This window comes from Flavobacterium fontis (assembly GCF_900129405.1).
GTDB lineage: Bacteria > Bacteroidota > Bacteroidia > Flavobacteriales > Flavobacteriaceae > Flavobacterium > Flavobacterium fontis.
Genome location: NZ_FQVQ01000003.1, coordinates 214,514 through 226,924 on the forward strand (window position 1 = coordinate 214,514; position 12,411 = coordinate 226,924).

Genomic DNA, 12,411 nt, shown 5'->3' on the forward strand with positions numbered 1-12,411 from the left:
TTTTTTGCCGAAACTTTATCTTTGACCCATGATGAATGTTCGTCGGTTACTTTTTGGTGGTATTTTATCCCTCGCCTTTTTGGGAGTTGTCGTCTTGCAGGCGGTCCATGAGGTGGGGCATATTGCGCACGAATTTGAAACGGCGCACTGCCATCATCATTATACCCAAGGGACTACCGAAGTTTCTCACGCGCATCATGATTATGAAAAGTGTTTTCAATGTGAGTTTGCTTTTGGGGCTTACTTAAAACCCATTGCATTGGGATTCACGCTTTGGCCGGATTCCAATTTCCCTGAGGAATTATTTTCTTTCCATAGTATTTCGATTTCCGGATATTCCGGTTTTCACCCCGCCCTTCGCGCACCGCCTTTAGGATAATACACTCGTTTGTATGATCTTAATGCATTATCCATGTCAAGAATTTTTTATGTCATCTCCTTGCTGTGGGGTTACCTTTTATTTGGGCAACACACCGTAACGGGGATTGTATATGGTTCCCAACAGCAACCGCTCGAAGGCGCTCATATTCACCTTTCCGACCAGTCCGTCAATGCACAAAAAGACGGCACATTTCAATTTCGCAATGTCCCCCAAGGCAAGCACAAAGTGTTTGTTACCTATGTGGGTTACTTGCGGAAGGATACGCTTATTGTGGTAACTCAAGCCCAAGATTTGGTACTCCGCTTGCAAAAAGACCCTGTGGTATTGCAAGAAGTAGCTGTGAAAGGAAATCCTATTTCCAACAAAGGTCTTGTGGTGGAAGCCAAAGTAAAGACGGTCGAGTTACAACGAAATGCTGCGCGAAGTCTGGCTGAAGTTTTGGTTGAAATTCCCGGTGTAAGTATACTGCGAACAGGGAGTACCATTGCCAAACCGGTCATTCAAGGATTGCACAGCAGTCGTGTTCCTGTGGTAGTCAATGGGATTCGCAGTGAAGACCAACAATGGGGGGTTGATCATGCGCCCAATTTTGATAGTAATACGGCAGGGAAAATCAGTGTAATCAAAGGAGCGGGTGCATTGCAATATGGCGGTGATGCCATTGGGGGACTGATACTTATTGAACCCCATGTATTTGCCAAGGACACGCTTTCGGGTAGCGCTGTAGTCAGTTTGCACTCAAATGGACGCGGAGGTGCCGTCAATGCTGCGATTCACCGTGGAAATTTTTGCGATTGGGCATGGAATGTACAAACCGGCATGAAGTATTTTGGCGATCGAGAAACTCCCGATTATGTCCTGTCCAATTCGGGGAGCCGTGAGTATTCGTTTAGCGGTGATGTGAAACATATTGGAAAAAAAGTGGTTTGGGGTGCTGCGGCGAGTTTTTATCAATCGCAAATGGCCATTTTAACCGCCTCTCATATTGGGAATGTAACCGATTTGTACTATGCCATAACCAGTGGCCAGCCCTATTTTGTGGGTGATTTTGGGTACGGAATTTCAAACCCCAAACAGGAAGTGCGTCACATGCGAGGAAAGCTGTTTTTGAATTACACCCTCTCCGATTCCGAAAGTTGGAATACCCAATATGAAATGCAGTACAATCAACGCTTTGAATACGATATCCGCCGGGGACAAGCCCGAAATACGCCATCGTTGGATTTGACGTTGACCACGCATACCGTATTGTCGGATTACAAAAAACAAACGGAAAAGGCGGTTTTCAAAGCGGGCGTCATGGGGCAATACCAGCACAATGAGGCGAGTCCTGATACGGGCATTCGGCCTTTAATTCCTACCTATGAGAAAGTAGATTTTGGGTTGTATGGCGTATATCAATATGCTATTGCTCCAAAATGGACAGCTGAAGCGGGAATTCGGTATGATTTTTCGCAAATGATGGCCCAAAAGTTTTACCTCAAATCCCGTTGGAACGAGCGCAATTACAGTCCCCAATTTGACCATTTTATTGTGGGTGATGCAGGCACGCAATGGAATACCCGTCCTGAGTTTCTTTTCCACAACCTTAGTGCTTCGGCTGGGATACGTTGGAATGCTAATGCAGCTTGGGATTTCCTTCTCAGTTTGGGTCGGGCCGTTCGGAATCCGAATCCTTCAGAATTGTTTAGCGATGGATTGCATCATGCTACTGGAATGATTGAATTGGGCGATTTGAATTTAAAGCAGGAAAAAGCCTTAAAAACCGCGTTGGAAATCAATTACAGAAGCACTCCATTTACCCTGACAGCAACTCCGTATATGAATCGAATTCAAGATTTTATGTACTTGCGTCCCGTAGGTTTTGAAACAACCATTCGCGGTGCCTTTCCCGTTTGGGAATACCAACGTACCGACGCGTTACTGTTGGGATTGGATTGGAATGCCCAAGTGCGTTGGAATACCCATTGGAGTTATGGCGTGATGGGGGCCATGGTCTATGCGCAAGATCAAACGACCGATACGCCAATTATTGATATTCCACCATTGAATTTTACCCAACATATTCAGTTTGAATATCCGCAATGGCATGGGTTGACGACCCAATTACGCTGCTTGTGGATGACGCAACAACACCGCTATCCCAACACGAATATTGACGCGTCCATTGTTGTCGATAATCAGTTAGTGCCTGTCACCGTTGACGTGAGTACACCTCCGCCAGGGTATGTGTTATGGGATTGGAATGCGGCAATTACTTGGGTTGCTAAAAATAAATCAGAGTGGGTAATGGGTCTCGGGGTGCAAAATATCGGAAATACCAGGTATCGAAATTATTTAAATCGGCAACGTTTTTTTGCTGATGAAATGGGAAGAAATATTCAAGTTCAATTACGTTACAATTTTTAACTTCTAACTTAAAAAAAATGAAAAAAATGAACACTTTAGAAAAAGTACAAAAATCAATTCGTCTTGTTGCTGTAGCTGCTTTGACTTTGGGGATGGTATCGTGTAGTGATGACGATAACAATACGCCTGTTAATGAAGAAGAGGTAATTACCACTGTAACCGTTCGCTTGACAGGAGGTGGACAAGTGGTTACGTTGACCTCAAGAGATTTGGATGGAGACGGGCCCAATGCGCCAGTGGTAACTGCTTCGGGGAATTTAACACCAAATACTACTTACACAGGTACGGTAAGTTTCTTGAACGAGGCTGAGACTCCAGCGGAGGATAAAACGGCAGAAATCCAAGCAGAAGGTTTAGAACACCAAGTGTTTTTCCAACCGACAAGTGGGTTAGGAACATTTACTTACACCGATTCAGATTCTTCTGGAAGACCGATTGGCCTTTCTTTCAATTATGTCTCAGGAAATGCTGGAACGGGTAATTTAACAGTGACCTTACGTCACATGCCTAACAAAGCGGCGGCTGGTGTTGCGGCTGGCGACATTACCAATGCAGGCGGAAGCACGGATGTACAAGTACAATATCCAATTACCATCAACTAATGGGGTAAGACTCAAAAAAAAGCCTAACGATTTTGTTAGGCTTTTTTGTTTAAAAACGATTATCTCCGTCCAATAAGTTGCCGAGACCTCCCAAAAGGCTGCCTTCTTCACGAGAACTGCCCCCGGCTTTGGGTGCTGAGGCAATGATCCGATCGGCCAAACGACTGAACGGAAGCGATTGAATGTAAACCGTACCGGGTCCGCGTAGTGTAGCAAAAAAGAGTCCTTCACCCCCAAATAATGAGTTTTTGATGCCTCCGATAAATTCAATATCATAATCAACTTCTTGAGTAAACCCTACGATACAACCGGTATCGACTTTTAGGATTTCGCCAGGTCCCAAATCCCTTCGGGCTAAAGTTCCTCCCGCATGAACAAATGCCATTCCGTCTCCTTCTAGTTTTTGCATGATGAATCCTTCTCCTCCAAAAAGACCTCGCCCTAGTTTGCGCGAAAATTCAATACCCACGGCAACTCCTTTGGCAGCGCATAAAAAGGCGTCTTTCTGACAAATAAATTTTCCGTTGTATTGTTGTAAGTCAATCGGAATAATTTTCCCCGGATAAGGCGAAGCGAAACAAACTTTGCGTTTTTCGGAATGTTGGTTTTGGTAAGCCGTCATAAACAAACTTTCGCCGGTCAAAACCCGTTTCCCTGCTGAGAGTAATTTTCCTAAGATTCCATTGGATTGTGACGCAGATCCATCGCCAAAGATGGTCTCCATTTGAATGCCGTGGTCCATCATCATAAAACTTCCCGCTTCAGCGACCACGACTTCTTGTGGGTCCAATTCTATTGCTACGTATTGCATTTCTTCACCGTAAATGGTGTAATCAATCTCATGTGCCTTCATGTTGTTTTTCTTTTTTATGTTTATAAGTGTGCTTCCTAATTTAAACGTTACAGCGAAGTGACTTCAAAATAGACTTTTTACAAATTAACAATAGGAATGCAAAAAATAAATAAATAATGTTATATTTTTACCATAATGATAACCAATAAACCTGTATATTATGAATTCAATGTTTACTAAAATTGTCCGAATAGTGCTAGGGCTCGTCTTGGTGGTTTTTGGACTGAACAAAGTACTTCCGACACCCCTGATTCCGTTGCCACAATTGCCTGACAATGCAGCCTCTTTTATGACTTCCTTGGCTGCTACGGGATATGTTTTAAAAGTATTAGGGATTTTAGAAGTTTTCATTGGCGCACTACTATTGACTCGAAAATGGGTGGCCTTTGCCCTAATCATGTTGGCACCTATTTCCGTAAATATTTTGCTGTTTCATTTGTTCTTGGATGCTTCAGGGATGCTTGTGGCCTTGGTAATCGCCGTATTGAATAGCATTTTGATATACAAACACTGGTCGCAATACCGATCGTTATTTTTATAAAAAAAGAAAAGCGTTGTTCCATAAAACAACGCTTTTTTTTAAGGTTCCAAATAAGCGGGACGTTTCACATGCCGCATAATTCGCAGTATTTTATCCTTTCGGCGTTCAATATAGTTCGAGCTATTGACCGGTTTATATTTTCGGGGATTGGGTAGAATGGCAGCAATACCGGCCGCCTCACGTTTGGTTAACGATCGAACCGAATGGCCATACCAATATTGTGCAGCTGCTTCGGCACCATATACCCCTTCACCCATTTCGATACTGTTGAGGTAGACTTCCATAATGCGTTCTTTGCCCCAAATTACTTCAATTAAAACGGTAAAATAGGCTTCAAAAATTTTTCGCACATAGCTTCTTCCTTGCCATAGGAACACATTTTTGGCGGTTTGTTGCGAAATAGTACTTCCTCCTTTGATGCGTCGGCCTTTTTGGTTGTTTTTGAATGCTTTTTGCATGGCGGTAAAATCAAAACCCCAATGTTCTTCAAAAGTCCCGTCTTCACTGGCGATGACGGCCCGTTGTAGATTGACCGAAATGCTATCTAGCGGAACCCAATCGTGGTTACAAATCATTTCTTTACCTTCCCATTTGTTTTCGATAGCACGGGTGATCATTAAAGGAGTAAACGGAACGGGAACCCATTTAAATAAAATGACTGCACCAATGGATAAACCCAAAAACCAAAGGATAATTTTTCGTACTATTTTTAAGAATCGTCTCATGGTTAGATTATATCAAGTCCGCTAATTCTTTTCCAACTAAACTCCCGATGGCGACACCCATACCGCCCATTCGCACCCCGCAATAGGTGTGTTCAGATAAACGCTCAACGATGGGTTTTTTACTATTACCAATGCCCATGATACCACTCCATCGATGTGCAATGGTAACTTCTTTACCCGGAAGAATGACTTCTTTTAAAAGCTGGTCTAAACGGTTTTGAATTTTTGCTGTGGTTTCCAGTTCGGTTGTGGTTTCCCCTTCGAAATCCAAATTTCTTCCACCGCCCAGCAGAATTCGGTTTTCAAAATTACGGAAATAATAATAGCCCCGGTCCAAATGAAAAGTACCTCGAATATCTAAGTCCGAAATAGGTTCGGTAATCAATACTTGAGCTCGTGCGGGACGAACCGCATTTTGCGTTAATCCACCTGCAAAACCGTTGGTAGTAAAGAGCAACTTTTGGGTTGAAAAGCTAAGCTGCTCCAATTCAACTTGCACCTGATGGTTGTTTTCATAATGGTTTTTAACCTCCATTTGGTTGAGAATCAATACGCCCGCCGCTGCTGTTTTTTGCAATAAAGCCTGCATCATATTTCCCGTGTCGATTTGGGCTTCAAAAGGATTAAACACAACATATTCGTGGATGCCTTTAAAGTCGAAACGATCCATTTCTCGGGCAAATACATCGGATTTAAAAAGCGGTTTTAATAGGTCGTTGACGAAAGGAATTTTCTGCAAACATTCTTGGTATAAGCTTTCGTCTTCTTTTAAAAACAATTCATACCCGCCGTGTGGCTTAAAATCTAGCGCCGTATCGCCGATGTTTTTACGTAATAGTTGTAGCCCTTCCCAGCGTTTTTGGATCAATTGAATCACTTCCTCCTCCGAGTGCGTTTTCAAGTCGTCAATAACTTCCGAAATACTGCCAAAACAAGCAAACCCCGCATTTTTAGTGCTGGCACCTTGGGGTAAAATCCCGCGCTCCAGCACAAGTATTTTAGCTTGAGGAAACCGTTCTCGTAAGCGTAAAGCGCAATGCAAACCAACAATTCCGCTCCCTACGATAGTGTAATCGACATGGGTAAACCAATTTTTTAATTCCCAAAAACTATAGGTCATCACGCTTTATTTTTTTACGAAAATACATAGATTTTTTGTGTTGTCGGATTATTAGGAATGTATTAATAAAATAGAAAAAATGCTGTTAAATACCTATTTTTCAGCCGTACACTTTGTCGATTTGTTAATATCTTTTGTTAATGCGTCGTAATTTTTTAACAAAAACTTAATACTTTCGACTTCATAACCTAAAAAAGCGATTGAATATGAAGTACAGATTACTAACTGTTGCTCTTTTGGCCTTTACCGGTTTGGTAACGGCGCAGCAAAAGGGCTCGTTTTGGAGTCCGGCCTCACGAGGAAATGCACCCTTGTTGGAGAGTCGTATGCAACTTCCAGAGCAAAAAGTGATGCATTTACGTGTCAATGATTTTAAAGCAGCCTTGCAAGCCGCGCCCCAACGTAACTTTACGGGTCGATCAAGTGCTGTAATTGTGGAAATCCCAAATAGCACAGGAGCTATGGAGCGTTTTCAAGTGTTTGAAAACTCCAATATGGATCCCGCTTTAGCAGCACAATACCCTGAAATTAAATCGTACATTGGGTATGGTGTAGATCATCCGACCTTAACGGCTTATTTCAGTGTTTCTCCCCTTGGATTTAAATCTATGGTGCTGGGTGCCGATCGTAAAGCAGAGTTTATCGAGCCCCTCACGGAGGATTTAAACACGTATACCATTTTTCAAAAAGGGTCATACGCTGCTGCCGATACCTTCCGTTGTTTGGTGGATGATGAGCCCATTTTGATTACTGCAGCAGAGAGTCTTCAAGCGCGCCCCAATGCCGATGACGGTATATTGCGTACCTATCGTTTAGCTTTATCCTGTACTGGGGAGTATACGGCTTACTTTGGGGGAACAAAGGCGTTGGCATTAGCGGCTATGAATAACACCATGACGCGTGTGAATGGAGTCTTTGAAAATGATTTCAATGCACGTATGGTGATTATTGCAAATAATGATGTTATTATCTATACATCTGCATCTACAGATCCTTACTCTCCCGCTTCTACAGGGGCTGGTGGCGCCTGGAACACAGAGTTACAAAACACTTTGACTTCAGTGATTGGTAATGCCAATTATGATGTGGGTCACTTGTTTGGGGCAACTGGAGGCGGAGGAAATGCGGGTTGTATTGGATGTATTTGTGTAGATGATACGGCAAGTACTACCGATCGAAACAAAGGAAGTGGTTATACTTCACCAGCAAACGGAGTTCCTTCAGGAGATACTTTTGATATCGACTATGTTGCGCATGAGTTGGGACACCAATTTGGTGCGAATCATACGTTTTCCATGAGCAACGAAGGTACAGGCGCCAATATGGAACCAGGTTCGGGATCGACCATTATGGGGTATGCCGGAATTACCAGTCAAGATGTACAACCGAATTCGGATGCGTATTTTCACGCTATCAGTGTTCAGCAAGTAACCAACAATATTAAAGCCAAAACCTGTTCGGTTAATACGCCTACCGGAAATGCTGTACCTACAGCCAATGCTGGTTTGGATTATACGATTCCACGCAGTACGCCATTCATGTTAACAGGATCAGCTACCGATGCTAATGGTGATATTTTGACATACAACTGGGAACAGTTTGACAATGCGGCTTCAACCGCTACTGGCGCAAGTTCGGCAGCAAGTGCAACACGTACTACTGGTCCAACGTTCCGTTCTTATAATTCCTCTACGTCTCCAGTGCGTTACTTCCCAAGAATGCAATCGATTCTAGCGGGAGCGACCACCACTGCAGGAACTGAAATTACTGTGGAAGCCTTGCCCTCTGTGGCTCGTACTATGAACTTCCGTTTAACTGTTCGCGACAACCGTGTCGGTGGCGGGAACAACAACAGCGACGATATGATTGTTACGGTAAATGGTACTGCAGGTCCGTTTACCGTAACAGCACCCAACACTGCTGTGTCATATACAGGCGGATCGTCACAAACCATTACTTGGAATGTAGCAGGAACAACCGCCAACGGAGTGAATTGTGCCAATGTAGATATCATGCTTTCAACCGACGGTGGCTCCACATGGTCAACCTTATTGGCGGCGACGCCTAATGATGGAACGCAAGCCGTAACTATTCCGAATACACCGAGCACGACTTGTCGTATCATGGTAAAAGGAACCAATCATATTTTCTTTGATGTTTCTAATGCCAACTTTACCATTACTTCAGGTGTAGCCGATACGCAAGCACCCACAGCTCCAACGCTAAGTGCTTCAGGAACAACAGGTACGTCCACCAACTTGTCTTGGACAGGGGCTACTGATAACGTTGCTGTAACCGGATACGATGTATTCCAAGGGGCTACATTATTGGGTTCTACAGCAGCTACTACGTTTGCAGTAACGGGATTAACACCAGCTACTACCTATTCGTTTACAGTTCGTGCCAAAGATGCGGCAGGAAATGTTTCAGTAGCTAGTAATGCGGTGAGTGTAACTACTTCAGCCCCCGATACGACTGCGCCAACCGCTCCTACCTTATCAGCGTCAGGAACAACATCAACCAGTACCAATTTATCATGGACTGGCGCTACCGATAACGTCGCTGTAACGGGTTATGATGTGTTCCGTGGTACAACCTTAATCGGATCAACAGCCAACACGACTTTTGCAGTAACCGGATTAACGGCTGCAACCACTTACACTTTTAACGTTCGCGCAAAAGATGCCGCTGGGAACGTTTCCGTAAACAGTAATACGGTTACGGTAACTACTTTAACAGCTTCGGTAACGTATTGTGCTTCTCAAGGGAACAGCACTGCCGATGAGCGTATCGGACGTGTTCAATTGAGAACTATTAATAATGCCTCTACAGGAACGGCGGGGTATGAAGATTTTACCGCTATTTCGACCAATTTGGTTCGTGGTGTGGCCAATACGATCACCATTACTCCAACGTGGACGGCTACGGTGTATCGTGAAGGTTATGCTGTATTTATCGATTTAAATCGCGATGGTGATTTCTTGGATACGGGTGAGCGTGTATTCTCGCGTAATGCCACCACTACGACTCCAGTTTCAGGTTCGTTCACTATTCCTACTACCGCTGCTTTAGGAACTACCCGTATGCGCGTTTCTATGAAGTACAATGGGGTACCCACCGCTTGTGAAATTTTCGGTTTTGGTCAAGTGGAAGACTACACCGTAAACATTACCGCAACAGCTCGTGCGGAAGAAAGCACACCGGAGTTGGCTGTAAAAGTATATCCAAACCCAGTACGTGATGTATTGTATATTTCCGATTTAGCACAAGAGGCATCCTACCGCATTGTGAATGTGATGGGTCAAGAAGTGCAACGCGGAACTACGCAAGGCGAAGGTATTGAAGTACAAAATCTTGCGCCAGGCACCTATCTTCTAGAAGTTTCTACCGCTGAAGGTTCCGCTACAAAACGATTTATCAAACAATAATATCCGTTTTTTCAATTCCAAAAAGACCACTCTTCGGAGTGGTTTTTTTATTACTTTTAAGGCGGAATCACTATTTCCACAAACTAAATGTTACGAATTATGAATAAAAAAATTGGCATTGTAATCTTAAGTCTTATGAGTGTTGCAGCAAGTGCGCAAACCCTTACTCCAGAAATGCTTTGGAAATTGGGACGCGTGTCCGTTTTGGGTTTGACCAAAGATGGACAAACAATAGTATATAAAGTTTCAACGCCTTCTGTGGCCGAAAATAAATCGTCATCGAAATATTTTACAGTTCCCATTGCTGGCGGAACCGCTACCGAGGTTCAAAATGCAGAAGCACTGGTGGCCAACCGGAATTTATCGCCCAATGGGAAGTATGTGTTGTCTTCAAAAGAAACCAAAGTAGAAAAGGTTTTAGGAAAAGACTTTTATCCCGAACTGGATAAGTCTTCGGCACAAGTCTACAACGGATTGGATTACCGCCACTGGGATACTTGGAACGACGGTACCCACAACCACGTGTATTTTGCCGATGCAAACGACCCTAAGGCCACGCCGTTTGATATTATGGCGGGCGAACCTTTTGATGCACCCCAAAAGCCACACGGGGGAGAAGAAGACTATATCTGGTCGCCCAACAACACCATCATTTATGTGTGTAAAAAGAAAGCAGGAACGGCCTATGCGATTTCGACCAATACCGATTTGTACGAGTACAATATCGAAACCAAAACCACCCGTAACCTTACCGAAGGGAATTTAGGATACGACACCAATCCGGCGTTTTCAGCTCAAGGGGTTTTGGCCTATTTGCAAATGCAACGCGACGGCTACGAAGCCGACAAAAATGATATCATCGTTCGCATCAACGATCAAGTGAAAGTGAATTTAACCGCCGCTTGGGACGGTAGTGTCGATAATTTCATGTGGGCTCCCGATGGTAAGAAGATTTATTTCGTTGCAGCAATAGATGGAACAAAACAACTGTTTGAAGTCAACTATCCTGGGCTAACCAAAATTGCGGTAACCGTGAAGCAAGTGACCAACGGCGACTTTGATGTGGCTGATATCATTGGGTTTTCAGGAACTAAAGTGGTGGTGACGCGCACCGACATGAATCACGCCGCTGAGGTGTATACGTATGATTTAAAATCAAAAGCGTGGAATCAAGTGACGCATGTGAATGATGCGGCCTATGCAAGTTTGAACTTACCCAAATTCGAGCGTCGTTATGTGACCACTACCGATAATAAGAAAATGTTGGTATGGGTGATTTTACCGCCCAATTTTGATGCGACCAAAAAATATCCCGCCTTGTTGTATTGCCAGGGCGGACCCCAGTCGCCGCTGACGCAGTCGTATTCGTTCCGTTGGAATTTCTCGTTGATGGCTTCACAAGGGTATATTGTGGTGGCGCCCAACCGACGTGGAATGCACGGTCATGGCGTGGCTTGGAACGAACAAATCTCCAAAGATTGGGGCGGGCAAGTGATGCAAGATTATTTGTCGGCGATTGATGATGTTTCCAAAGAAGCCTATGTCGACAAAGCCCGTTTGGGAGCGGTAGGAGCGAGTTATGGCGGGTATTCGGTGTTTTATTTGGCCGGAATTCACAACAACCGTTTCAAAACCTTTATTTCCCATTGTGGGGTGTTTAACTTAGAAAGTATGTACGGTACCACTGAAGAAGTTTTCTTTACCAATTGGGACCACGGCGGACCCTATTGGGAAAAAGACAATGCTGTAGCACAAAAAACGTTCAGTCAGTTTAACCCGATTAACTTCGTGAACAACTGGAATACACCAATTTTGATCATACAAGGAGGCAAAGACTACCGCGTACCGATTGGACAAGGACAAGAAGCTTTCCAAGCGGCTCAATTGAAAGGTATTAAGAGTCGGTTTTTGTACTTCCCCGATGAAAACCACTGGGTGCTGAAACCGCAAAACGCCATCGTGTGGCAAAATGAATTTTACAAATGGTTGAAAGAGACGTTATAGATGTTTTTTTTGATTAATTTTGTTCAAACACTTTGAAGATGAGTCTTAACAGCAATCAAATCAATATTATACAGAATTTTTTTTCGAAACAACCTGTTTTGAAAGCCTACCTTTTTGGGTCTTATAGTAAAGATTTAGAAAATGATTCTAGTGATATTGATTTGTTGGTTGAGTTAGATTATTCCCAGCCCATAGGTTTAGAATTTATTCAGATGCAATTGGATTTACAAGAACTACTGTCCAAAAAAGTAGATTTAGTTTCTGAACGAGGTTTGTCAAAATACATCAAACCCATCGTGGATAAAGAGAAAAAATTAATTTATGCAAGATAGGTAAGGGGATAAAGT

The 12,411-nt window shown here is 43.5% G+C and carries 10 protein-coding genes; 7 read left to right on the forward strand and 3 right to left on the reverse strand.

Translation table 11 applies throughout. The features are described from left to right. Nucleotides 1-28: 28 nt before the first annotated feature. From BUC17_RS04420 to BUC17_RS04430, 3 genes are read left to right on the forward strand one after another with little or no spacing between them, the layout of a single operon-like run. On the forward strand, nucleotides 29-379 hold the full coding sequence (locus BUC17_RS04420; protein WP_143161712.1) for a hypothetical protein: 351 nt from the start codon (nucleotides 29-31) through the stop codon (nucleotides 377-379). A 33-nt stretch (nucleotides 380-412) separates the two neighbouring features. After that, nucleotides 413-2,791 (forward strand): TonB-dependent receptor, encoded by a 2,379-nt coding sequence (locus tag BUC17_RS04425; RefSeq protein ID WP_083544729.1) that lies wholly within the window; start codon nucleotides 413-415, stop codon nucleotides 2,789-2,791. Nucleotides 2,792-2,817: 26 nt separating this feature from the next. Then, a complete protein-coding gene (locus BUC17_RS04430; protein ID WP_073362086.1) occupies nucleotides 2,818-3,393 on the forward strand; it encodes a type 1 periplasmic binding fold superfamily protein in 576 nt (191 codons plus the stop codon). A 49-nt stretch (nucleotides 3,394-3,442) separates the two neighbouring features. Here the strand turns inward: BUC17_RS04430 and BUC17_RS04435 are convergent, their stop codons facing one another. Beyond that, a complete protein-coding gene (locus tag BUC17_RS04435) occupies nucleotides 3,443-4,246 on the reverse strand; it encodes a TIGR00266 family protein (protein WP_073362004.1) in 804 nt (267 codons plus the stop codon). 160 nt (nucleotides 4,247-4,406) lie between these two features. On the opposite strand from BUC17_RS04435, the gene BUC17_RS04440 reads away from it, so the two are divergent. Further along, a complete protein-coding gene (locus tag BUC17_RS04440; RefSeq protein ID WP_073362006.1) occupies nucleotides 4,407-4,787 on the forward strand; it encodes a DoxX protein in 381 nt (126 codons plus the stop codon). Between the two features lie 38 nt (nucleotides 4,788-4,825). On the opposite strand, the gene mtgA is transcribed toward BUC17_RS04440, so the two are convergent. Together mtgA and BUC17_RS04450 are read right to left on the reverse strand one after the other, a co-directional pair. Next, nucleotides 4,826-5,512 carry a monofunctional biosynthetic peptidoglycan transglycosylase gene (gene mtgA / locus BUC17_RS04445; RefSeq protein WP_073362008.1) on the reverse strand — a complete coding sequence of 229 codons (687 nt, stop codon included), beginning with the start codon at nucleotides 5,510-5,512 and terminating at the stop codon, nucleotides 4,826-4,828. A 7-nt stretch (nucleotides 5,513-5,519) separates the two neighbouring features. Then, the gene (locus BUC17_RS04450) at nucleotides 5,520-6,632 is read right to left on the reverse strand and encodes an NAD(P)/FAD-dependent oxidoreductase (RefSeq protein ID WP_073362010.1); all 1,113 of its coding nucleotides are present in this window, start codon (nucleotides 6,630-6,632) and stop codon (nucleotides 5,520-5,522) included. 206 nt (nucleotides 6,633-6,838) lie between these two features. Here BUC17_RS04450 and BUC17_RS04455 point away from each other — a divergent pair, with 206 nt between their 5' ends. The 3 genes from BUC17_RS04455 (at nucleotide 6,839) to BUC17_RS04465 (ending at nucleotide 12,396) form a co-directional block, all read left to right on the forward strand. Then, the gene (locus tag BUC17_RS04455) at nucleotides 6,839-10,060 is read left to right on the forward strand and encodes a reprolysin-like metallopeptidase (RefSeq protein WP_073362012.1); all 3,222 of its coding nucleotides are present in this window, start codon (nucleotides 6,839-6,841) and stop codon (nucleotides 10,058-10,060) included. 99 nt (nucleotides 10,061-10,159) lie between these two features. Next, nucleotides 10,160-12,064, forward strand: coding sequence for a S9 family peptidase (locus BUC17_RS04460; protein ID WP_073362088.1), 1,905 nt, complete (start codon nucleotides 10,160-10,162; stop codon nucleotides 12,062-12,064). A 38-nt stretch (nucleotides 12,065-12,102) separates the two neighbouring features. Continuing rightward, nucleotides 12,103-12,396 (forward strand): nucleotidyltransferase family protein, encoded by a 294-nt coding sequence (locus tag BUC17_RS04465; protein WP_073362014.1) that lies wholly within the window; start codon nucleotides 12,103-12,105, stop codon nucleotides 12,394-12,396. Nucleotides 12,397-12,411: the final 15 nt, after the last annotated feature.

Coding starts and splice junctions, on each gene's coding strand:
- BUC17_RS04420 (WP_143161712.1), top strand. CDS start 29: ATGATGAATGTTCGTCGGTTACTTTTTGGTGGTATTTTATCCCTCGCC.
- BUC17_RS04425 (WP_083544729.1), top strand. CDS start 413: ATGTCAAGAATTTTTTATGTCATCTCCTTGCTGTGGGGTTACCTTTTA.
- BUC17_RS04430 (WP_073362086.1), top strand. CDS start 2,818: ATGAACACTTTAGAAAAAGTACAAAAATCAATTCGTCTTGTTGCTGTA.
- BUC17_RS04435 (WP_073362004.1), bottom strand. CDS start 4,246: ATGAAGGCACATGAGATTGATTACACCATTTACGGTGAAGAAATGCAA.
- BUC17_RS04440 (WP_073362006.1), top strand. CDS start 4,407: ATGAATTCAATGTTTACTAAAATTGTCCGAATAGTGCTAGGGCTCGTC.
- mtgA (WP_073362008.1), bottom strand. CDS start 5,512: ATGAGACGATTCTTAAAAATAGTACGAAAAATTATCCTTTGGTTTTTG.
- BUC17_RS04450 (WP_073362010.1), bottom strand. CDS start 6,632: ATGACCTATAGTTTTTGGGAATTAAAAAATTGGTTTACCCATGTCGAT.
- BUC17_RS04455 (WP_073362012.1), top strand. CDS start 6,839: ATGAAGTACAGATTACTAACTGTTGCTCTTTTGGCCTTTACCGGTTTG.
- BUC17_RS04460 (WP_073362088.1), top strand. CDS start 10,160: ATGAATAAAAAAATTGGCATTGTAATCTTAAGTCTTATGAGTGTTGCA.
- BUC17_RS04465 (WP_073362014.1), top strand. CDS start 12,103: ATGAGTCTTAACAGCAATCAAATCAATATTATACAGAATTTTTTTTCG.